The 23,082-nt window shown below is 57.9% G+C and carries 17 protein-coding genes and 3 pseudogenes; 4 read left to right on the top strand and 16 right to left on the bottom strand.

The window, feature by feature from the left end; all coding sequences use genetic code 11:
• Positions 1-204: 204 nt before the first annotated feature.
• A complete protein-coding gene (locus MTR72_RS22105) occupies positions 205-471 on the top strand; it encodes a hypothetical protein (protein WP_280968751.1) in 267 nt (88 codons plus the stop codon).
• 741 nt (positions 472-1,212) lie between these two features.
• Here the strand turns inward: MTR72_RS22105 and MTR72_RS22100 are convergent.
• The 10 genes from MTR72_RS22100 to MTR72_RS22055 all read right to left on the bottom strand — a co-directional run bounded on the left by MTR72_RS22100 (position 1,213) and on the right by MTR72_RS22055 (position 16,410).
• Positions 1,213-3,453, bottom strand: coding sequence for a hypothetical protein (locus tag MTR72_RS22100; protein WP_341510962.1), 2,241 nt, complete (start codon positions 3,451-3,453; stop codon positions 1,213-1,215).
• Positions 3,454-4,038: 585 nt separating this feature from the next.
• Positions 4,039-4,392, bottom strand: a complete 354-nt coding sequence (locus MTR72_RS22095) for a hypothetical protein (RefSeq protein WP_280968749.1) — start codon at positions 4,390-4,392, stop codon at positions 4,039-4,041.
• Between the two features lie 272 nt (positions 4,393-4,664).
• Entirely contained in the window at positions 4,665-5,906 is a 1,242-nt protein-coding gene (locus tag MTR72_RS22090; protein ID WP_280968748.1) for a cytochrome P450, read from the bottom strand.
• A 328-nt stretch (positions 5,907-6,234) separates the two neighbouring features.
• Positions 6,235-7,071, bottom strand: coding sequence for a pantoate--beta-alanine ligase (locus tag MTR72_RS22085; RefSeq protein ID WP_341510961.1), 837 nt, complete (start codon positions 7,069-7,071; stop codon positions 6,235-6,237).
• A gap of 249 nt (positions 7,072-7,320) precedes the next feature.
• Positions 7,321-8,802: a pentapeptide repeat-containing protein gene (locus MTR72_RS22080; protein ID WP_341510960.1), complete on the bottom strand. Its 1,482-nt coding sequence runs from the start codon at positions 8,800-8,802 to the stop codon at positions 7,321-7,323.
• Between the two features lie 997 nt (positions 8,803-9,799).
• Positions 9,800-11,524 carry a dipeptide ABC transporter ATP-binding protein gene (locus tag MTR72_RS22075; RefSeq protein WP_280968743.1) on the bottom strand — a complete coding sequence of 575 codons (1,725 nt, stop codon included), beginning with the start codon at positions 11,522-11,524 and terminating at the stop codon, positions 9,800-9,802.
• Complete coding sequence (locus tag MTR72_RS22070) at positions 11,525-12,388, bottom strand: ABC transporter permease (protein WP_280968742.1); 864 nt, start codon at positions 12,386-12,388, stop codon at positions 11,525-11,527.
• Positions 12,385-13,374, bottom strand: coding sequence for an ABC transporter permease (locus tag MTR72_RS22065; protein WP_341510959.1), 990 nt, complete (start codon positions 13,372-13,374; stop codon positions 12,385-12,387). Before MTR72_RS22065 ends, MTR72_RS22070 begins: the two co-directional genes overlap by 4 nt.
• Positions 13,346-14,968, bottom strand: coding sequence for an ABC transporter substrate-binding protein (locus MTR72_RS22060; RefSeq protein WP_280968740.1), 1,623 nt, complete (start codon positions 14,966-14,968; stop codon positions 13,346-13,348). The genes MTR72_RS22065 and MTR72_RS22060 overlap by 29 nt, the downstream gene beginning before the upstream one ends.
• A gap of 101 nt (positions 14,969-15,069) precedes the next feature.
• Positions 15,070-16,410, bottom strand: coding sequence for an NtaA/DmoA family FMN-dependent monooxygenase (locus tag MTR72_RS22055; protein ID WP_280970875.1), 1,341 nt, complete (start codon positions 16,408-16,410; stop codon positions 15,070-15,072).
• On the opposite strand from MTR72_RS22055, the gene MTR72_RS22050 reads away from it, so the two are divergent.
• Positions 16,391-16,627, top strand: coding sequence for a hypothetical protein (locus tag MTR72_RS22050; protein WP_341511027.1), 237 nt, complete (start codon positions 16,391-16,393; stop codon positions 16,625-16,627). The genes MTR72_RS22055 and MTR72_RS22050 overlap by 20 nt on opposite strands.
• Before the next feature lie 669 nt (positions 16,628-17,296).
• Here the strand turns inward: MTR72_RS22050 and MTR72_RS40525 are convergent.
• Complete coding sequence (locus MTR72_RS40525) at positions 17,297-17,923, bottom strand: transposase (protein WP_445819619.1); 627 nt, start codon at positions 17,921-17,923, stop codon at positions 17,297-17,299.
• Positions 17,924-17,945: 22 nt separating this feature from the next.
• Positions 17,946-18,062 (bottom strand): annotated as a pseudogene (locus tag MTR72_RS22045) (transposase domain-containing protein); the annotation flags it as partial.
• 102 nt (positions 18,063-18,164) lie between these two features.
• Here MTR72_RS22045 and MTR72_RS22040 point away from each other — a divergent pair.
• A complete protein-coding gene (locus MTR72_RS22040; protein ID WP_341510958.1) occupies positions 18,165-18,839 on the top strand; it encodes a hypothetical protein in 675 nt (224 codons plus the stop codon).
• A gap of 510 nt (positions 18,840-19,349) precedes the next feature.
• Here MTR72_RS22040 and eutB read toward each other — a convergent pair.
• Together eutB and MTR72_RS22030 are read right to left on the bottom strand one after the other, a co-directional pair.
• Positions 19,350-19,816, bottom strand: a pseudogene (eutB, locus tag MTR72_RS22035) (ethanolamine ammonia-lyase subunit EutB); the annotation flags it as partial.
• A gap of 2 nt (positions 19,817-19,818) precedes the next feature.
• Positions 19,819-20,394 (bottom strand): annotated as a pseudogene (locus MTR72_RS22030) (inositol monophosphatase family protein); the annotation flags it as partial.
• Positions 20,395-20,553: 159 nt separating this feature from the next.
• Between MTR72_RS22030 and MTR72_RS22025 the strand changes: the two are divergent.
• Complete coding sequence (locus tag MTR72_RS22025; RefSeq protein WP_341510957.1) at positions 20,554-20,763, top strand: hypothetical protein; 210 nt, start codon at positions 20,554-20,556, stop codon at positions 20,761-20,763.
• A 458-nt stretch (positions 20,764-21,221) separates the two neighbouring features.
• Here the strand turns inward: MTR72_RS22025 and MTR72_RS22020 are convergent, their stop codons facing one another.
• On the bottom strand, positions 21,222-21,773 hold the full coding sequence (locus MTR72_RS22020; protein ID WP_280968736.1) for a hypothetical protein: 552 nt from the start codon (positions 21,771-21,773) through the stop codon (positions 21,222-21,224).
• Positions 21,770-22,708 (bottom strand): M35 family metallo-endopeptidase, encoded by a 939-nt coding sequence (locus MTR72_RS22015; RefSeq protein WP_341510956.1) that lies wholly within the window; start codon positions 22,706-22,708, stop codon positions 21,770-21,772. The genes MTR72_RS22020 and MTR72_RS22015 overlap by 4 nt, the downstream gene beginning before the upstream one ends.
• Positions 22,709-23,082 lie beyond the last annotated feature (374 nt).

Genomic DNA, 23,082 nt, shown 5'->3' with positions numbered 1-23,082 from the left:
TCCGGACATCACCGTACGGCTCGATGTTAGCCCGCTCGGAACCTGCAATCTGCTTGATCGAACGCTGGAGGAGCCTCGGAGTGGTCGATGCATGTCTGGGAGCACTCGAGTTAAGCGTTTCTTGAATCCGACTGTATCGTCCGAGCAAGGCGACAGTCGGCTTGCATGGTCCCGCACATGCGGCGCCGCGAGGGGAGAGCCGGGTTGACCCGCGAGCGTGTTCCCGAAGATCATGCAGCAATTGAGGAGCAGCTCGTCGACGCGATGGAGGACGAGTTTCACGCTCGGCTGAACCAACGGCTCGCCGAAGCAGGCCTAACGGGCGATGCCGATGCCGAGCGAACGGTCGGACCTCAAATTGTCAACGAGATCGCTCGCGAGATCAAAGGCGCGGCGATGCACCGGGTGCTTAGGGCGCATGGCATCGAGCTAAAAAAGACGGTCAGACCTATGTACGGGTTGCTATCGTGAGCTCGGGCCTTAACTCAATGGACCGCCTCCGCCAAGCTGATCGGGCGGTGGAAGCTGCTGTTCGGGCGATGCCGCCGTCGGTCGCTCGTGACGGCGACTGAACAAGCAGCGACATGACAGACCATACGCCCATATATTGGGATCGTCGGGGCGGCTCGGCGCGCCATTGCAGTTGAAGCGAAGCAGCTCCGACGCCACTTGGCTAGAGACGCTCGAGGAAGAACGACAGCCCCAGCATCTTTGGGGGCCAAGGAGGCTTGATGCTGGGGCCGTCGTAGCCTTATGCAAGAGTAGCAAACAGGCCGCGTTGTTGTGCACCGCCCGATCCGATTCGTCAAAGCGGCCGTGATGCTCAGCTCCCGTGCCACCGAACCGTCCGCGATCCGTTGAAGCTCCGCCGAGGGTTTGCGCGCCAGCTTGCAGCGGGCAAACAGGCGAAAGCACTGTTACATCCGAGCGGATCGCCGCCGGCATCAGGTACATGTTTTCGGTCTGCAATGCTCAGCGGCCTAGCTTCTCGCCCGAGCGCCGATGTTTGCCACACCTCGGAATGGCAGCTTGCTTGTGGACAATCCTCCGGGATCGCCGTCTGCTACCCCTCGCGTGAGGTGCATTCTCTCCCAGTTCCATCTTTTTGTAAGATGGGCCCAAGAGGGCTCGGCGCTGCTCAGGCAATCCACCGAGCCGATCCGAAGGCATGAAGGCTGCCACCGAACGGCTCACCGCAAGACAGCCCACTCACTAGATCCCCAGTCGAGCCATGTGCGCTGAAACGTGCCCGGGATCGGGAAGGGGCTGCCACGGCTGGCCAGCGGCGGTGCTCAACAAGGACCTACAGAACGCAGGCGTCAGCTTGCCGCGGTGGATCACGACGTTCTCGTGGCCCTCGGCGGCTCGAGCGTTCTGCCAATGCTGATTGTATCCGCGCTGTTCGTCGGACTTCACGTGGCATGCGGCGAATGCGCGATCGCCCAACGTTGCCAATTGCCAAGCATAAACCGGCCGCTCGGTATGGATGTGCACCCACATCGGCCTTGGCATTGCGCCGCCGCCAAGCGCCTTGGGCTGCAGCTTGATCTCGAATAGCTTACCTGGCTCTCCCTTCAACGCTTGCGGTGGACCCACTGACTCCAGTTCCCCCGCCGCGCGCAACTGCTCGAGATACTCTTGCGAAGGAAACGGGTAGGTCTTCATGCAATCGCTCGTGATCGCTGCCTTCCGCGCTTTCAATGATTTTGCCTGCCCCTGCAGCTCGGACCCCATCCCGTTGAGCCGGACTATTTTATCGTGCACTTCGGGAAGTTGCGAAGGCGTGAGCAAGCCACGTCGGCGAGGCTCCTGCAGCGCGGCCACACAGGCCTCAATCTCGGCGGCCTGCGTCTGCAAGTGCGTGATAACCCGATCCAAGACGTGTTCGGCGTCCTCGGGCTTCATCTGGCGCGTCTGCGAGACCGCCCTCTGCTGAGCCGGCAGATCGAACTGCAGCAGCTTGTCCAATCGCTCAAGTAATCCCGCCAAAGCTTCCTTGGACGGCGGCGCCTGCCACATCTGGAGGTGATCGGTTGCAGCGGATGAGGCACGTGCTTCCTCGGTGGTAGCGAGCTTCTTGGTACCGAGATCTGAGCGCACGATAACCTTGCGCGCCGGGGCCGTAGCGCCATCGGGCCGTTGCGACTCGGATGAGCTGGCCGTTGAACTCCCCTCGCCGGCAGCCGCTGCGCGCCTTCCTTTCTCTTTTCCTTTTCCTTTTCTGCGACCTGGAGTGCCTTGGCTCACCCCGGCAGTATTTTCCGGCAGCACGGCCCAAGCGGGCGGTTCGATTGTAGCTGGCGTACTTGGCTGCAATGCCAGCAGCCGCATAACCTCGTTCGCGGTCACCCACGCCCCTTCCACGATCTCGTCTAGCAACTGCAGGGGAACTTCAGCTCCCGTTCCGATCTGCCTCAGGCTGGCAACGATGCCGCTCAGCCCGGATGCAAATTCCGAAAGCCGCTCCATGACTCCTTCCAGAACGGCGCGATGCTCCGCGTCAAGCACTGCTCCATCGCGGTACAGAACGGCGTCGCACGTGGAGACGAATGCCGGAAAAACATCCTCGACGAAGGTCCCGAGCAGACGCGCCCGCCCGCTCTCCTCCATCAAGGCATCGCGCACGTCTGGGTCGAGCGTGCTCGCTCGCGAGTCAATCAAGAGCTCCGCGAGAGCGATCCGCGCTTGCAGATACATGCACTTCGTATTGAGAGCCCAGCCGGTATGCAGTCTTAGTGCGGCCTCTTCGGCCTTGCGCATCTCGGGCGTGCTGCTTGGCAAGTTGGCAGTAGCCGCGCAGACAGACTGCATCCGCTCCGAGCGCAACACCTTCTTCCCCCACCATTCCATGCAGGCTGCATAGCGTTTCGCCACGCTTTTAAACGCGCCGGCCACCTGGGCGGGCGTACCGGTGTCTTGGATCTTCGGGAGCCAGCCTAATGCTTCCTTTCTTTTGTCCTCCAGCTCGTAAATAATCCGGGTGGCCACTGCGTTACATTCTTCGGCCGCGTTCAGCGTGTCATCGCGGAGCCGGCGAGCCCGATCGTCGGGCAGAATGCGACGCGCCAAATTGGCAGGCAAATCCGCGTAGTACTCCAGAACTGTTGAGCCTGCTTTGACGACTTGATCGATCAGCTCTTGCGCCTCTTGGAAGGTCTGGGCGTGCGGGGCCGCTCGACGGCTAGCTTCAAGCTCCTCAAACAGGCCGCCCATTTTTCGCCTTGCTGCCTTTATCTCGTCTCGGGTGGGCGCTGCCACCTCCGAACTTGAGTTGTCAAGCGCCGCGGTCCTGTCTTGAGGCCCAGAGCGCATCCGCTCGATGATGACATCGAAAGATTGACTGCGTCCTCCCGGGAACAGGCTGGGCTCCACGCTCGAACCGCTCACATCTCCGGTATTGCCAGCTCCTGCGGCCCCAACTTCCGATGCGCCGGCTCGGCCAATGCCTGTCATGCTTCGTCTCCGATAAAAGTCGCGAATGTGCAGCCCGTCTGGATAGACCATGTGACTGACGACTAGCTGACCAAAACGCGTTCTTTCGAATGCACAAGAAAGCCAATGTCACCTGAAGTTCCATTCCATCGGACCTCCAATGTCGCTGAAGAGAGCGATGCGGGTAAGTGCGTCCGTGTAAGCAGCCGCGACGTAATCGCGGCTGAGGTGCCCTGGCCTCGACGCGCTCCGCTACGCGCGTCGCCCTCTGCCGTTAGCTCCGTCCACACCGACTGAGTCAAGTCGTCCCCAAACGTTGGTAGCCGGGAGAACAGTCGAGGCTAATCGGCGAATTTTGGTCAAGCAGAAATGGCCAGCTTATAGATTGGCAGACCTACGCTCGCCACACGCGTCCTGCTAACGGTAAGTGGACTTTGACATAAGAGCTTAACAATCTAGCGGCCACACACCGATGACGACGAGAAGCTGAAGGTCGATCAGCATCGATATTTTTCCTCGTACCAACCGGCTGAATCGACCTTCCGCAGATCCTCAGGCTGCATTTCGCAAAAGTGCGGCGCTCATCCGGGCCTGGTGAAATCACCTTCACAGAACTATGGCAGCGAGCACACCAAACGCACCGAGAACCAGCCCAATCAGCGAACCGGCGGTCGGCACGTCTCTGAAGAGCAGAACCGCGAGTATCGGCTCTACGACCAGGATAGCTCCCACCGATATCGCGACAATGATCCAGATATTCTTCAGATGCATGTAGCCCAGTGCGTATCCGAAAACGAGGAGGATGCCACCCGAGCATACCAGGAGAAACATCGGCCAAAGCATCGCCAGATCGCCACCGGTCTTTGCGAATTGCCTTGAGGCAATCAACTCGGCGCATATCGAAAGCGCTTCTCCAAGGAAAATGGCTGCCATAGCTGCAATTTTCAACATCAAGGTCATCGACCTCTATGGTTCCGGCTATTCAAGGCAGCCCAGAGACCTGCATCGGAGTAGCAGTTGAGCTTCAATTTTCGGCATGCCAAGCGCGAGTCGAGACGCGCGCCTCACCTATCGCTTCTCGCAGGTCCTTCCAAGCGTCTGCCGGGCCGGCAATTGGCTTCCTACATGCAGCATTGTTTCCCGTCGATCACCCCAGCTGCGCTGCTTGCAGAAACCAAAGATGGTTCAGGACAAGCCCGCTCCGCCGCCTGCGTGAGCCGAACAATTTGGGCCTAGGCTGCAATCCGCACGGGGAGAGCGGAATAGCCGTGCACGAAGTTAGATGCAATCCGCTCGGGTTCGCCGACAATCTCGAACCACAATTCCGCAGACAAAATCTCTTCCCAGAGGACTCTCAACTGCAGCTGCGCAAGATGTCGACCAAGACAGCGATGGATGCCGAATCCAAACGAGAGATGCTGCCTCACATTCTTGCGATCTATCACGAAATTGTTGGCATTCTCAATGATCTCTTCGTCCCTGTTACCGGAGATGTACCACATGACGACCTTGTCGCCTTTCCTGATCTGTTTTCCGCCTACGATGCTGTCGATCGCGGCGGTACGGCGCATATGTGCAATTGGCGTCTGGTACCGAATGATCTCGTGCACGGCGCTTGAGATCAGCTTGGGATTGTCAATTAGCTTTCGCAGCTCGGAGGGGTACTGACTCATGAACAGGAGGCCGCCGGTAATTGAGTTGCGCGTGGTGTCGTTTCCCCCAACGATCAGCAGAATCAGATTTCCGAGAAACTCGCTCGGCTCCATCTGCCGTGTGGCGGGCGAATGCGCCATCAGGGAAATCAGGTCGAGGCGCGGCTCGGCTTTGATGCGCTCGTTCCAAAGCCGGGTGAAATAGTCCAGGCACTCGGACAAGATGGTGCTTCGCTTGTCCCAGCTGTCGATTGCATGGCCTGCTTTCGGAGCTGTAACAGCGACGTCTGACCAATAGGTCAGCAGTCGCCGATCCTCAAATGGGAAGTCGAACAGCGTGGCGAGCATTTGCGTCGTCAACTCTATGGACACCATGTCCACCCAGTTGAAGGCCTCATTGCGCGGCAAGCCCGCGAGAATCGCCCTGACCCGAGACCGGATCAAGCTTTCGAGCTTCGTCAAGCTTTCCGGTCCGACGATCGGGCTCACGGTATTGCGCTGCTCGGCGTGCTTTGGAGGCCCCATCTTGATGAAACTCGGGGTCCAGTGCTCGCCAGGCACGTCGACAATAGTGACACCTTCTTCTGACGAGAACGCTTTGTGGTTTGTGTCTACGGCTACGATATCCCGGTATTTCGTTACGGACCAATATGGACCATGAGCGCTGTCTTGACAGTAGTGAACGGGATCTTCCTTTCGCAACCGCTCAAAGCAAGCCCAGATGCTGTCGTCTTGAAAGCGCTTGCCCTCGCTTACATCCAGCTTGCTCAGCGGGATAACACACGAATCCTCAGCCCTATAATCTTCCGATCGCCTTGTCATGATCATCTCTGCAGATTCTGCTCTCGCGAGTTTACGGTGTGGCGCGATTCATCGCTTCAAGCTGCCGCAGCGCTTGGCTGCGACGGGCCGCTCGACCAGGCTACCTCACAGTGCAGCTAGCCTCGCCCTACCATGTCGGGCAGTAAGGATCGCATTGACTTTCCAAGTCGATCTACTCAGGGATCAGTGAGAGCTCTCAGCGCTGGTTAGAGATGGCTATGCGCTGGAGGCAACATCAAGCCGAGTACACCTTCATACGGTAACCCTCGCCTTGGGATACGGCCGGAACGGATAGCTTTCTCAAGGTCATGGATGATTAATCGTCTGGCTAGGACTGTTCAGGCAGATCGATCCAGATATCCGAAGGACCCTTCACGAGAGTATCCTGATCTGGAACGTAGATATTATCGAAGATCCTGAGACCATGAGCCGTTGCCGCTCCAAAAATGATGAAAGGGAGCTTGACTTGCTCCAGGTCTTCGAAGTTGTCAGCGCCGACGATTCGAACAAAATCGAGCTTAAAGTGTCGGAACTTGATCTGAGATGTAGCCGACGCGACCAGATCCTTGACGGTAGATAACCCTTGGGCGATCTCTTTCCTCGAATGGTTGAGTGCTGTGAAAAGACACGACAGCTCATCAAGCTCGGAACGGCTAAATCGCCTCAAGCGCGACGAAATGGGCACTCCATTCTTGTATCTCACCGTCGGCACAAACCTTATCTCGCAATCCAGAAGGAGGTCTGCGACGGCGCGCTTCACCAGGATCGCCTGACCGATATCTTTCAGGCCGAAGTAGCTGCGAGTTGGCCTAGCATAGCAGATCCAGCGGACTGCCCCGGTAACGGCTTCCTTCAAATACGCATCACGGCCCCCTAAACGCAAATCACAGTCGCCTTGCGATACAAAGGTTCGATAGCCAGGCGGGAACATTTCGGTGTCGTTGGAGGAAATTACGGCAGTTGCTCCCGAACGCAATGCAAGTCCAATGTCCTCGTCCAAATTGAAATCGTAGCTCCCACCTGGTCTAAGCTGGATCTTGTTCGGGTAGACTGTGACGATCGCGACGTCATTCTCCGATGCCGCCCTTCTGATCAGTTCTGCATGCCCAAGATGCAGGGCGCCGAGAGTATGTACCGTCCCGATCGTCTGCCCTGTTCTCGCCACCTCCGGATGAACGCTTTACCTGCGGAAAGACATGCCAGATGCATTTTCCTACTCCAGTCTCTTTGAACGCCAAAAGAGCGATCTGATCGGTCGTATCGCGCAGAAGGTCTGCCCTGCCTCTCGTATCCGCCGGCAATGCCAACGAGCCCCATAGCGCTTTAGCGCTCGCTCACAGCTCGGACGACCGCCCAGACCTGTCCTAAGCTCACCGACACTGCATTCCCTTCTATTTTGCAGTCTCCGAAGCAGTCAGGTGGACCCTTCTCGCCCCCGTCTGATCAACGATGAGAATTCAGTTAGATAGCTTGATGGCTCGCGTGGCTCATCCCCCTTCAGAGCGGCCTGTAGGCCCGGGCATCGGTCTGCAAAGAACGGTGGCTCGAATGTGGTTATCTTAGCGCCCGAAAAGTCCGCCTTTACGAAGCTGGCCTGGAACGGCGACATCCCACTCAGGTTCGCCTCGCGCAAGGACGATTGGTTCATGCGAACGTACGCGGCCCGCGTTGCCTCCAGATTGGTTCTCGTCATTCCTGCGGCGAGATATGCCTGAACGAGATTCGATCCTTCGAGATTTGCCTCATGCAGTGCCATTGATTGCGGGGGATCACCGGTGATCATCGACCTGTAGAGGTAAGCCTGGGATAAGTCCGCATGCTCGAGGTCGCAGTCGCGCACAAAGGCACAGCGGCCACGAAAGCCCGATAATTTGGCTGCTCGCATGGTGCTCTCTGTTATCGAAATGCATTCGCCTGATGCCAGAGACAGGTTCGCTCCATCGAGCTGGCAGGAATGAATGGATGCACCGTTGAGCACGGCACCGACGAGGTTTGCGTTGGACAAGCTTACGGACAAAAGCCGCGCCTCGGTCAGGTCTACCTGCTCAAGCTCCGCATTTGGAAGATTTGACAAGTGAATATCAGCATATGGTGCGCTCATGGCTCTCGCTGCAATGCGGCCGCTTACCTTTGAGAGTCTCAGATACGGAAGATGAGCGCCTTCCAGGACAAGACCATCGACCGAGGTGGGACGCACAATCGATAAACAGTTCCCCTTTGACTGGAAGAACGAGCAAGACGCCAGATGTGCTTTCGTGATCGTGAGTTGGCTCAGCTTGGCAAAGCGGAAGGAAGCGGAAGGAAGGAAACATTCATTGATGGTCGAACCCTGTAGCTCCGCGCCATCGAATACAGCACCACTCGCGTCGCATTGGTAAGCGAGAAGCCCGCTGAGCATGGCGTTATCAAAGCGTGTCCTTTTCATGCTGCAACCGTGAAACAGGCTGCCTGTTGCATCAATTACATTGCGCAGACTGGCATCATCGAAGTTGCAGACCTGCGCTGCAATCGCATGCATATACGCAAAATCGAGCTTGGCCCCGCGGAAACTTGCCCTTTCTAGCCCCGGACAGATAAGATTCGCCCCAGAAAGGTCTGCCCGATCCAACTTTGCTCCGTAGAGCTGCGCACGATTGAGAGTACAGCGTCGCAACGGGAAATCTGACAGGTCGTGACCGTTAAAGTTCTCGGAGGATAGCTGCAAGCCAATCCCGGTCCTTCTGATCGCCTCTTCGGTTCGCCTCCCGACGGCGGCCACCGCGCGCAGCCGATCGGCAGCTCGGCTCCAGTACCGAACAAAGTCGCCATCTGATAAAAGATTGTGTTTCGGATCTGACCAGTGCTCTGCCCCTTCATTCGCGGTGCACTTGCTATCAGCGCCGATCGTTTGCGACATGACGACGATTCCGTATTGCCCGGATTACGGGGGGCCTGTTATTGACCTCTTTTTGCTCCGCCTTGGAGGTACGCTATGCGACCTGTGGCGAACTCGTCGGCGAAATGGCGACACGATGCGTCGATGAGGCGCCTATTGAGTCGGTGACCTTCGCAGCTGGCACAGTTGAGCACGTCAGCCGAATTCTAGTCATGCGCCCCCCAGTGCCGCTCGCTGAGATTGTTCACCGAGCCCCGCAACTCTGACAACGCAACGGTCGTTTGACAGTACCGATATGTCCAGAAGTTGCGGTTTGTCTCGTCGGCTCTTATAGGCAAATCCAAATCGCTCTCCATCAAACCGAGCGCGAAAATTTCAAGGTCTTGCTCCTTTTTCAGAATGGACCCACGGCTTCCGGGCGGAAAAGTGATCGTTCACAGGGCTGAAGTCAGCCCCTACTCGGCGTTACCTCATTTCCGATAGCAATGACCGTGCCAGCCGCATCAGTCGCAATTAAGGGCTGAATAGGCGTCATGAAATCGATATTGACGCCGAATGTTTTGAACCTGACAAACACGCTCTCGTTGTCAGGGACCGCACCATGATCGCAAGGCTATCGTGAAAGCGAAGATTGCGAGCTCGTTTGCAGGAGCGCAAGAGCCGCCCCTCCTTGCGGGCACGCAATCGATGGCAATCCGACATTTGCGGATCGCCGACCTCAGGGTTAGCGAGTGTTCGAACTCGGCTAAAGCATGATCCGGAAAAGTGCGAAGCGGTTTTCCGAAAAGATCATGCTTAAACAACAACCTAAAGCGCGATGACGATTCATTCCAATCTCATCGCGCTTTAGCCCTGCTCCGCGCGCCGACCGGTCCATCTAGTGGGAACCCGTGCCAGAGACTGTCCAGGCTCGAGCGATGAACGAGCCCGCAATCGTGACCAACTCGGTGCGCAAAGGCGAATGCCCCCGCGATCGGAGATAGACAATTTTATGATAAAGCATCGAATTCGAAGGCATTCATGCGATGCCTTCTTCGAGGATCGTAGCTGAATGATCTATCTGGTGGTCGCGCACAAGACGCGGCATGGCGGCGATAAGGCTCTTGGTATATTCAGACTGTGGATTGCGAAATATCTCTTCAGTGGCGCCACTATCGACGATTCTCCCCCGGCGCATAACTATGACGCGATCGCTGATGTGACGAACAACACTGAGATCATGCGAGATGAAGAGATAACTTACGCCGAGGTGGTCCTTCAGATAGCAGAGCAGGTCCAAGACCTGGGCCTGGATCGATACGTCGAGCGCCGAAACCGGCTCATCGCAGACGATTACCGCAGGATTTGGTGCGATCGCGCGGGCGATCGCAACGCGCTGGCGCTGGCCGCCGGAGAGCTCGAGCGGTCGTCGGTCGAGCAAGGCCTGGGATAGCCCAACCAGATCGAGCAGCTCAATTACACGCTCCTGCCGCTTGCGCCGTGTCTCAACGTCGCTCGAAAGGCTGTCCGATATGATGCGTCCGACCGTCCAACGTGGATCAAACGAGCCAAGAGGATCCTGGTAAATGATCGATAGCGACCGCCGCCGAGCTCGCCGTTCGCGCTCGGCGAGCGTGGTCCAAGGCCGGCCTGCAAACTGAACGGCTCCCTCATCAGGCTCCTCGAGCGCCAGGACCATGCGCGCCATCGTTGACTTTCCTGATCCGGACTCACCTACGATGCCCAAAGTCTCGCCGGATCGCAGTTCGAAGGAGACGCCGTCCACAGCCGCCCGTAAAGTGCCATCCGGGCCCTTGAAGCGCTTCACCAGACTTGTCGCTTCGAGCAGGATGGGACAAGATTTCGGCGGCGATTGCACGGCTGGCTGCGTTTGCCGGGCAGGCGAACGCACAATAGTCGATGGTGAGAGGCGTGAGCCGCGCGGCCGGCCTGATGGCACGGCGTCCAGCAGCTGCTTAGTATAGGGGTGCCCCGGATCTTTGAATATCTGGACGGCGTTACCGCGTTCGACGACCTCGCCTCCTCGCATGACGAGGATCTCATCCGCTACGCGGGAGACCACCGCCAGATCGTGACTGATCAGGATCAGAGCCTTGCCCCTCGTTTTGGTCTCCTCAAGGAGTGACAGCACATGAGCTTGCACCGTCACATCGAGAGCGGTCGTCGGCTCGTCGGCGATCAGGATGCGGGGATCGAGCGCAAGTGCCGACGCGATGAGAGCCCGTTGACGCTGGCCGCCGGATAATTGATGCGGCAGCTGCTCGGCCTTGGTCTCGGGGTCAGGGACACCGACGAGCTTAAGGAGAGCAATGACGCGCTGCGCGAGCTCCTCGCGTGATGATACCGCGCCGTGGAGGAGCAAGCCTTCACCAATCTCTTTGCCGATCCGGCGAAGCGGGTCAAGTGAGACGAGTGCATCCTGAAATACAAAGCCAATCTCGTTGCCGCGGATGCGCCGCCAGGCACGATCGTTAAGACCCATCAGGTCCGTCCCGTCGAAGCTTAGCTGGCGTGCATGAACATTGGCGTAGCGACCAGCGAGGCCTATGAGAGCCCGCGCAGTCACGCTCTTGCCCGAGCCGGATTCACCGACAATCGCAAGACACCGTCCCGGTTGGAGGGAGAAGGATATACTGCGCACAACCGCTTTCTCGTCGATGCCGCGACCGAAGGAAACACGCAGCGAATCGACCGTGAGGAGGTCCGGCTGCTGCGGGACAGGCTGGAGGCGACCCTGCGACATTCACGTTTTTCCTTCCAGATGGTCCTGTAGATGGCGCCCGATGATGGTGAGGCTGAGGGCAAACGCCGTAACTGCCAGACCGGGGATGATCTCCAGCCACCAGGCGTAGATTACATAATTGCGCCCGGCATTGAGCAGCGCGCCCCATTCAGGCGCCGGGGGAGCGACGCCGAGTCCCAGAAAAGCAAGACCGGAGGCCCATATAATCGCCTGACCTACGCCGATCGTCACCATTGCCGTCAGCGGGTTCATGGCGTTGGGAAGAATATGCCTCCAGACAATACGGGGAAATGGATGGCCCAGCACCTTAGCGGCCTCCACATACCCTGTCCCCTTGATGGCAAGCATCTGGCCCCTGATCATGCGCGCATAGCCTGGCGCTGTGCCGATTCCGACAGCTATGACCTCAGTCAGTACCGACGGCCCAAAAACGGTCACGAACACAAGGGCGAGCAGGAGCGTGGGAATTGCGAAGAGCACGTCGACAACCCGGCTCAGGATGCTGTCGCATACGCCACCATAAAGTGCGGCGGTGACGCCGAAAACGATCGCAATGGACATGCTCAGCGCCGTTGCGCCTAGTCCAATAGCCAGGGATTGGCCTGCCCCCTCGACTACTCGAGAGTAAAGATCTCGACCCAATTGATCAGTTCCCAACCAATGGGCGATCGACGGAGACTGCAATGACGATCTCAAATCAATAGCGAGCGGATCGTGCGTCTGCAGCACCTTTGGCGCCACAGCCGCGAGGGCAAAGAGGCCAATGATGATAAGACAGGCGGCAACTCGGAACGGAACATGGCGGACGATTGCCAGGACTTCTTTGAGCGGCCGAGACACGGTGGCTTCGGCGAACATGCTCATATCAACTTGATCCTGGGATCGACGACCCGGTAAGTCAGATCGACAATCAAACTGACAAGAACGAACAGGCCCGCAGAAATCAAAACAGCTCCCGAGACAATCGGAACGTCTCGCGAGGACGTCGCAGCAACAAGGACTCCACCTAGGCCTTGACGGGCGAAAACCACCTCGATCAAAATCGCGCCCGAAAGAAGTTTGCCGAGCGCCCAACCTGATAAAGTAATGCCAGGCAATGCGGCATGGCGGAGGACATGGCGAAGCCTGACGCCGAAATCACTCATGCCTCGGGCGCGCGCGGACGTAACGAAGGGCTGCTCGAGCACGCGCGTGAACTCGTTCTGAACGACTTGTCCGAAAAAGCCCGATAATTCAAGAGCCAACGCAAGTGTCGGCAGAATGAGCCCGGTCGGAGAACTTCCACCGATGACCGGGAAAATGCGCAGCTTTACCGCAAAAACGACCAGCAGAATTGTGGCCAGCCAATAGGGCGGTGCGGTTGCAAAAAAGACCTGCGTGTCATTGAGCAACTTCGCCCATATGTTGTCTCTGCCGGCGATGAACAAGGTCGTCAGGATTGCGATAATCCATGCGAACAGCAGCGCGGTGACCGCCAGAATAATGGTAGGGCCAATCTGTTCCGCGATGATCCCTGCGACAGGCCGATGCTGCTGGTATGACTCGCCAAGGTCTCCATGAAGGATTCGCAGTATGTATTTTCCGTATTGAATCGCGAGCGGTTGGTCAAATCCGTATTTCGCATTGATCGCCGCAAGTTCTGCCGAGGACGCGAGTCCGACGTTGCCACTTGTCGCATTGATGATGATCTGGGCGCGGTCGCCAGGGAGCACACATTGAATCAAGAACGCAAAGGTTGCGGCCGCCCACACCACGACCACGCCGGAGAATATCCGGCGCGCGAACCAAACAATAGGATGATGGGCTACTATCTTCACGGCGTCACTTCCCATCATCGAAATGAGCGTCATAGAAAACGGGTTCGCCAACCGAGCCGCGGTCAAGCCAAACGTCTTTGAGGTTCGGCTTGGTCGCCAACGTTACGTCTAGCACCGTGAGGCCAATCACAGGGGCCTCATCCACGATCTTCCGTTCCGCCTGCTGATAGAGGGCGGTACGTTGCGCCCCATTGAGTTCCTGCTCCGCCTTTTGAATGACGTCCCAAAGCGTCAGATCTTGATAGCGTGAGGGATTGAAGCGATTGGTCTCGCCCTTCTGATCGGGCTTCCACGAGATCCGGAATATCTCCGCGCCGGGGGCAACCCAATAGAGGAGAACAATCTCATAATCATCGGGTCCGAGGTTTCTTCCGGCGAAGAAATCAGCTGGATTGGTAGGCTGAAGACGTACGTCAAAACCGGCCGCTCTTGCCTGCTGCTGGATAACTTGCAAGGCTTGCTCGCCATCTGGCTTCAGAAAAGCGTTCGAATAGGACACGCGCACGATGAGCGGGTTGCCATTCTTAACACGAACGCCGCTAGGATTACGCTCGGTCCAACCCGCCTGATCAAGCAATTGATTGGCTTTCCGAATATCGTACGTATACGACTGCCCGAGCTCGCGCAGGTATTCCGGCGAGCTCTGACTCAGCGCACCGTTGCCTTCAAATGGCAAAGAGCCAAGGAATGATGTGTCGACTGCGGCCTTTCGGTCAGTAGAATAGGCAAACGCCTTGCGGACGAGCACATCGTCAAATGGGGGCCGGGCCGTATACAACGCCAGGCGCAGAGGGGTACCGCCGGTAATGTGCCGCAATACTGGAAAACGGGAATTGGCCTCCTTCCATGCGATAGCTGGGATATCGTATATGGCATCGGTCTCGCCCGCGATGAATGAGCCGTACCGGACGGTCTGATCTGGCAGGAACTTCCAGCTGATTCCGTCAATGTAAGCCGGCCCTTGATGTTTGGCGGTGGCCGGCGCCGAGTTGTAGTCGGGATTACGGCGGAAGGTGACCTCCCGTCCATGACGCCATTTGTCGACAATGAATGGACCTGAGCCGACTGGGTTCTCGCAGTTCACCGCAAGTCCGCGTTTGAGCGCGGATGGTGAGAGAATGCCTTGTGAGGATTGAGCAAACACATTCAGCAAGGGTTGAAATGGCACCTTCAAGGTTACCTGTAACCTCAAAGGAGCGATTGCGCTTGCCGATTCGAAGCTATCGCTAAGATACGGAGCAGCAGTCGGATTACGCAGATCAGGGTCGTTGCTGAGCCATCCGTTGATATTGTCCGCGATGGCCTGCGCATCCAGAGAAGTGCCGTCCGTGAACTTCACATTCGGCTTTATCTCGAATGTGTATATCTTCTTGTCATCGGAAATTGTCCATGACTCGGCCAGCCATGGCACAATCTTGCCATCCTCGCTGCGGGCGACCAGATTATCGCTGTACTGGCGTTGCAGATACCATTGCTGCACCCATCCTCCGAAGAGGCACGCCGGCTCTTGAAAATGCCCGTAACGAATAATGCCTCCTCGCTTTACGCTACCGGCTGACCCTTCTTGAGCATGAATGCTTGACGGCAGTTGCGACAGGCCCAAGAGCACGAGGAGGGTAGCCTTCACGGTTCTTGCTGGATAGTTCGGCTTTCCAGTGAAGCGCCTCGTCGACCTCGCATTTGATGAATGCATATCCCGTCTCCAAATCATTTGATGTTGAGGAAGCGTCATAACGGTGAGCTAGCTGTGGCTCGTGCCGGCTCGAAAGGAATGGAAAGCCCGAAATGCTCTCGCAGCGTCTGCCCCCGATATTCTTTGCGAAAGAGCCCGCGCTTCTGCAGGATGGGCACCACATTGTCGACAAACGCTGAAGTGCCATCTTTCAGCACGTCCGGAATGATGTTGAAACCATCAACCGCGCCAGCGCGGAACCATGCTTCAATCGAGTCCGCGATCTGCTCGGGTGCACCCACGAGCAAGCGGTGGCCAAACGCTTGAACGCTGCTAATGATTTCGCGAACCGTCCGACCTTGACGCGCCAGAGTCTCAATCGTGCGATGGTGACCGACAGAAAACGGAACATCATCTGCAGTAGGCAAAATCTCCTCCGGGATTGGCCTTTCGAGGCTGAGCTTCTCGACCGCCACGCCCATGCTTCGTGCAAGAGCGACGATGGCGCGCTCCAGATCGAGCAGTCCGTCAAGGTTTTCCTTGCGACGAGCCGCTTCCTCCTCGGTGCCCCCGATACAGGTGACAAGGCCTGGCAGGATGAGCGGAGCCGCAGGGCGGCCGAATTGCCGAGAGAGCGCGCGCAAGCGCTCTGCCTCCTGCAGAGCCGTTGACAAGTCCCCGGCTGCCGCAAACACGACATCTGCACTGCGGGCGCCAAGCCGTAGTCCGGGATCCGAACCGCCCGCCTGAACAATGACTGGGTGGCCTTGGAGCGAGGCGGGATGCGTAAGTGGGCCTCGGATGCCGAAACTATTGGTAGCGGGATCGAGCAGGCGGAACTGACTCTGATCTGCGTAAACACCCGCAGCCTGATCGGCGATGACCATCTCGGCGCTCCAGCTCAGCCAGAGAGCACGGACCGTTTCAACGAAGTCCTCCGCACGTCTGTAGCGATCCGCTCGCCCGATCTCTCGACCGCCAAAGTTTGCAACCGTCGCCGGACTCGACGTCGTGACCGCGTTCCACGCAACGCGGCCGCGGCTGATGACGTCGAGCGATTGGAAGCGCCGGGCAAGATTGTATGGCTCGTTGTAGGTAGTTGACGCCGTCGCAATCAGGCCAATTCGCTCCGTTTCTCGTGCAATCACAGCGAGAACCAGCGTCGGTTCGAGCCCATTAAGCGGCGGCTGGTGCGTAATATCGGAACTTATCGCGGGGGTATCGGCGAGGAATACAGCATCCAGCAAACCATGCTCCGCGATCTTCGCAGCGCGGACGTAGTGCTCGATGTCGAAAAAGGCGCTTGGATTTGTGCCCGGCCAGCGCCACGCGGCGGAATGACCACCAGCACCATGAAGATTTAAGCCAAGATGAAGCATGGAGTTAACCGAAGACATCACAGCCCCTCATGCGGCGGCCTCTGAGCCGCTTGGCGGGCCTTGCACGCAGGTTGCCGACGTGACCGCTGTTTCCAGCGGCCGGTTGATTCCACACGAGTACACTCACATCGGTTCTCCAGAATTCATCAAGAAGCCAGCTCTTTTTCAGGAACATGTTTTGGATGGCATTCGCGATCGGAACGTTTGGACTCCCGACCGGGCGAGCAATGGATGATCAAGGTAGAGGATCTTTAGAGGTCCAGACCATGCAAACGCAATAGTTGAGTATTTCAATCTACTATCGTCCGCTGGCATCCTCTTCTATTGCGATGTCTAAGTTTCCATCGCTTAACCCAAACGTTCTCTGATCAGGCTCACCGAACACGCGTTGCGAAATTGCAGCGACTACAATTGGCAGCGCCGGCGCGGAGCGAAAGAGATGACTCGATGGGTTCGAGAACACACGACAGTTTTGGCGCGACATTATTGGTCAACCGCTTGCTGCCCCGCTGCAAAGCGACATCCGATCAATAAGGCGTCGCCAAGCCCACCATCTAATAATGCGATGAAACATTTTAGATTGTAGATGCCTCGTTACGGCAACGCTTGGAAGCTGCACTTTCTTCTGCACCACGCCCGCGGCCTTGCTGCATTCGAGGATGCTGGAGCGTCGGTTAGTTATCGCGCGGGCGGCGCATGTCCTCGCCCTCCATGGGTATGATGACGGACCGCCAATTTGCAAGAACGCCCGTCTTCACGGCCCCTTTTCGGAGCGCGAGCTTCTCATCCTTATCTGAACACGCGTTACTCTGACAACGGCACTGAGGCCCTCGCGCCTGCTGTTTGGATAACCGATGAACGCTGGCCTTGGCGCGTCCCGATCATCACGCGCCAGAGTCGCTGGCTACATATGCTCGTGCGTCGATATCGTCATCAAACGCAAGTTGTGCTGCGGGAACGTTCGACCGAGGCCGCGCCCTCGCACCGAGTTGCCGGTCGATCGAATCCTAGCGGAGACAGGTGGCGCTTCACTTAGATTGACGGACGCCCCAGCGAGCCTGCCGATGTGAGAGCCACCGTAATCGCGATTGCGAACGTCCAAATTGTCCAAGTCGCGCCGTCGCGGCGGCGGTACAATTATGGCGCCCAAGGGAAACGGACGCCCACGCCCTTTATCGAGCGGCTCGTTGGTGTGGCACGGGAAGGCAAGACACTTGAAATCTCGATGATGCCCTGGCGTCTTCCGCCGACGCGCCGACGCCGTCGTCAATGGCGCTTCGGCCGCATCCCGCGGCGGCACAGACGGCCCAATCTCGACCGGCACTAACGGCGCCATACTGGTATTGCCTTGCTTGCAAAGCTCTTTGCGCCACCTGAACAGCTGGCTCACATGAAGGCCGGCCATGCGAGCCACCTCGGAAGCGGTGGCTCCGGGCTCTAGCGATGCTGCAACCAGCCGTTCCTTCTCATCCTGCGACCACCGCCGCCGCCGCTCGACCGATGTGATCACTTCTGCCCGCGAAATCGTCATAGCGCTTCTCCTAGGATTACCCCTAGGACCCGCAGCGCTCGCGTCCGTCAAACAATTCGTGCAGACGCGATGCGGGAAGATCGGCGATACGGGCGAGGACGTCAGCGAGCCAGGCTTTGGGATCGACCTCGTTGACCTGTCCACGACCGGGTTTCTCGTCGACGATATAGCGTCGCAACTCCCCTCATTGGAGGGATACACCATACACAACATTCTCGCCAGCGAACTCTGCGTGGGACGGATGACCTACAATGTCACGACGAAGAGATTGCAGGGCCGCGCGATAAAGAATCCGGAATCGGCTTGGGCGCGTTTTCAGGCATTCGAACCGATTGTGCCGCCGGCACAAATCCGCAAGGCACAGGAGCGTCTGGCTGTCGGCAATCGCCCTTGGGACAAAGAGAAGATTGTCGCCTCACTGAAGAGACTGCTTGATAGAAACGAGCACCTATACCAACGGCTACTCAACAGCACAAAGGGTGCTCCGTCTGCGGACACCGTCGATCGCCACTTTGGCTCGCTTTGTGCTGCCTACGCCGCTGCGGGCTACGATCCCACGACCAGGATGTTTTTTGGAAACAACGGACTGGACGGAGGCTGCGGTCATCATGGGGCTGCAGCAGCTTCATGCTGCGAAGGCCGGATCTCGAACCGGCTTATCGAACGCTGCCCGGACCTGCCATGTCCCAGACATATCCGCCATCGCTTCGGATCTCTCGCGAATGCACTGCGCAAGGCGTGCCTGCCCCGCACCAAACCATTGCGAGATACAGCGCGACGGATGGAAACGCAGGGAAGACGGCGGCGGCGACGAATATATCCTTGGCGTCCGCTGGAGCGACGCGGAGTGACTTTCGGTGACCCGGTCAGCCGCGTCGTAATCCTGTTTGACCGCCATGTGCAGCTTATGCTCTAGCCATTCCGAAAATCCGGTCGCCCACGGACACGAGGTTATCGATCTCCCCAGCGGGGGTCCGGATCATCCGCGGTATGGCCAACTCCATGTCGATGCGCGCTGCCGTACAGTCAGCTTTGAGTCGGATCGTTTCCGATGCACTGACGATGCTGTTCCCCCGGCGACCACCAGAGCTGGGCATCTCAACCGTAGCCCTCACGCGCCGGGATTTCATCGTCTGCGCCGCGCAATCTCGTCAGCGACTGTGCTTGTGGCACGTACGAGCCCTTCATGCAGGGTCTCGAACATGTCGATAATCTCTTCATTTGGTACATTCCTGCCCTCTTCGAGAGTTTCGGTAACCAGTTCGTCGAGAGGCGTTTCCTTCAATTGACCCTTCTCGAGAAGGTGTTCAAATAGCCCGTCGCTAATGGGCTGCGGTTGGATGCGGCCGTCGGAGTTGCACCAAACCCCGAATGTCTGATGCCCCATAACGGCTTGCTCGACCGTCTCCGCCTCCGGCGGGATCAGCTGCGAGCCGGCGATGGACTGGAACACAACGTCGACAGACGCGTTCGCCGCGATGGCGTTCAAGGCCATCGTCACATGGCCCAGACAGCAGGTTTGCGTCGGGATCGACAGGGGGCTGCGCAATTCGTCCAGCAGAGAAACCATCCGGATATAGTCATCCACCGTATCGGTAGCTGGATTGACCCCGATCACCGCGTCGCCGATCCCATCAAGAGCCCATCGATGGCCGACGCGGCGATGCCATAGGCATCATCGGTCGGGTGGTTCGGCTGATTGCGCGTCGAAAGCCGTCCCTTGAGCCCGATCGTCGAGCGGAATGTCGTGACCACTTCCCGCTTCGACGCCACCGAGATCAGATCCTGTAACCGTATGATCTTCGAGACCGCAGCGACCATTTCAGGTGTCAGGCCGGGCGCCACCTCCTCAAGCTACCGTTGGCCGGTTTCCGGCTTCAACAGCCATTTGCGGAGATGTAGCAATCGCCGCCGAATCGGCGCATCCGCGCAACTCGCGACAGCCGCTCGAATGGCTCCATCTCGCCTTTGCGGAACATGTCAGGCGATGTGGTGTAGAAGCGCGCGTCGGCGACGCTCTCGCATGCGCTGGTCCGAGCCAATCCATCGCCAAACCGCGCCACGCTGGGCTTCGCCATCCACCGCTCGCCCGTAAAGGGGATGTCGATCAGGCCGCAGAACGGCTGCTGCTGATAGGTCAACGCGATCAGCGTGCCGAACAAGGGAAAGCCGCTGATAAAGCTCTTGGTGCCGTCGATCGGGTCAACGATCCAGGTGAACGCTCCGCCGGGCTTGGCTCCGATCTCCTCGCCGATGATGCCGTGCTCCGGAAAGCGCGCCTCGATCCTTTCCCTAAGACGCAACTCGACGGCTCGATCGGCGATCGTCACCGGGCTGGCATCGGACTTGGCAACGACATCCAGCGGCGTGCGGAAATAGGACAGCGCGATGGGCCTGACCGAATCCGCGAGCTCGGCGGCGAATGACAGATAGACATCGGCATCGTCTGCCGTGACGGCGTATTGGGCCATTACAGCGCTTTCAGGGAACAGCGGCCATCGCGGATGATGGAGCGCGTCCGCATGTGTTTCCAGATGCCGTATTTGTGACGCACCAATATAGGCTCAAGTAATCCGCTTAGGCGGCTCCAAGCTCCTGCAAACGTCCTGCGTCTGCCACCAGGATTTTAAGTGTCGTTTCGCGACAGCGATGGGATCATCGTCGTTGCCAAGGGCGGCCTGATACGCAACACCACTATCTTTGAACTTGTTAAGCAGTACGTATCCATCCTCGACCTTGTGTTGTCCTTCCGCTATCTCGCCGGTATCGTCCTTCGCGCCCGACGGGGACCGAACGATAACACTAAGGCTGCGATATTCATGCCGCATTTGGACACCTAGATATGTGATTTGTCATTAACGCGTTGCCGACCAAACGTCGCGCGCGAGGTGCAATACGTGTTCGTCAAACGCTACGACATTGCCCCTCCCTCCACCTGATCGAGCATGACCGGTGAAGGAACTTCGTGGGGCTGCCCAGGCACCTTTCGGGCAGCGACTGACTAACCCCGTGCCCTGACCAAAAGCTGACGGTCGCGATCAATTCCTCGAATTCGGGAACTTGCGGGGCGCGACGCACCCCAGTCAACTTAGAACAGCGATGCTACAAGCCTCAAACTTGTCAGAGTTCTCCAGCCGCGTAGGCAGTCTTCGTCTTTGTCAAGGTCCCCACCAATCGTGGCGACTTGATGAAACTTGCCGCCATCAGGCCACGTCAGCGACTGCGGGTTCAAGGCTGCTGAAGTGCTGACCGTCAAAAACAAAGGCAACTTCGTCATCCTCGATTCGCTTTGACGATCTCAGCCTCGGAGGTTGATTGCGTGGTCGGCCCCTACGGCATCGGCGTGCCAGAATGAGGTCGTGCGCAAAGCGGTGATAGCAGAAGCCTGCAGATCCACGCTGAAGGTCCAGTGAACGTCGAGCGTGTCGGTGTGGGAATCATCGATAAACGGATCTGTGAAACGAGCATCGACGCAAATTTCGGCGCGGCGGCGATGCATCAAGAGAGTGAGAAAGTCCCTGCCCCATCTCACCCCGACGCGGCCGCTTGCGGTAATCGAAGCGAAGAACAGAGCCAGATTGCCGGTCTGGAAACCGAGCTTCGTCCAGCCCAATTCTGCCCAGCTGGCGGTCGGAACCGGAAGCTCGGGGAGCTCGATGAAGAGTGCTTCGATCTGAGCGGTGTCATAGGCGAAGCGCCGCCCTTCCTTCTTGCGCCACGCGATTAGTACCTGGTTCGTCCCAGACTCCAGAGCGAGCGCCGCTCGTTCAGCCGGATCGATCGGTATGAGGCGGCAACCGGAGTACAATTGGGATCGAATGTTTCCGACGGCATTCCATGGCAGATTCATGAGCGGCTGACCCTTTCAGCGAACCGGCCGTAGCTATCGGCGTTGGTTATGTGTTGGGTTGTCGATAGCTGACCGAATCTCGGTTCGTGCTCGTAGGCATGGTCGTCGGTGCCCAACAACAGATGTGTTGCCTCGTGCACGACGGTTGAGGATCGGAAGCGATCGGAGTAGGCGAAGTGCCCTTCATGCAGATTGATCCCGCTCTCGGAAGTCAAGCGCCTGAGTTTATTTACCCCATAAGACCCGCCGATCAATGACGTGGCAAATCCGCCGAACAACACCGCACCTAGCGCCGCAGCACGCTCTACGTACCGTTCCTCAACTGACCTGCCGCCACGGAGCGTCGCAACACCGCGTTGGTAGGCACTCACTCCCGCCAGAAACAGCCCCAAACCCGACCATCCCGAGCTAACCGAACGGGACCGCAGTGACCGCGGAACGATACGCCAATCCGGCCAGTGGATGGGGCCGCCCCTGACGTAAGCCAACGTGCCATTGGATTTCGGCCGGATCCGATAAAGAGGAAAATCGACAAACCACGCCTTAAGACGCTGCGCTCGCGTTAGTGGCTCGTCGCGATTGAGATAGCTGTGCACCTTCCTGTAGTTCGCGAGGATTTCTCGGATGTCGGCGACGTCCTGTTTGCTCGTGCCCGCGATACCAAAATATCGGCCCAGTGCCGCTCTCACGTCTTGCTCCACGTCTTCACGCGTGACGGGATCCAGGTAGGCTTCCAGCTTCTGGATGGTGAAGCGAACAAAGCCCTTCGCCCGTTCATGGTCTCTCGCAACAATGTCTTCGTAGTTGTGCAATTGTTGAGGCGTTCCGCGTATCTCGACCCCATTGAGGCCTGAAGAATTGATCAGCGACGACAAGTTATAATTGATATAGCTGTCGATGTTGATGATCCGGGCGTCGTCGAGATAAGTATCCATTCTTCGGCGCCCCATCATGAGGGGCCTGGGCCCAACCGATTGGAGTTCCTGCCCGTCAGACGTGAGGCTCCTGAGGTGAGGCAGCGCCGGCTTGAGAGAGTGACGAACGTCCCCATCGACTGTCATGTACTCCATATCGTAGGCCGGCGACCTTGGGGGGCGGTCAGTCCGTCGAGTAGCTATCGAATCCTTGTCTTCTGTTGGAAGCAAATGATCACGTCCCCTAACACCGCCCAAAATGGTGTCATGTACGCGGGGCAATAACGTGTCGGCTTGGCGGACGATGATCTCGTCTGGTCTGCCTATTAGGCGGAACATGGCCGTGTAGTTCACGTGGCCGATCGTGAAATTTGTTTCCGGCCGAGACGCGCTCG

It is taken from the genome of Bradyrhizobium sp. ISRA442 (assembly GCF_038085055.1).
Classification (GTDB): domain Bacteria; phylum Pseudomonadota; class Alphaproteobacteria; order Rhizobiales; family Xanthobacteraceae; genus Bradyrhizobium.
The sequence above is the reverse complement of the archived record's forward strand: the minus strand, read 5'-3'. Positions and strand labels throughout refer to the sequence as shown.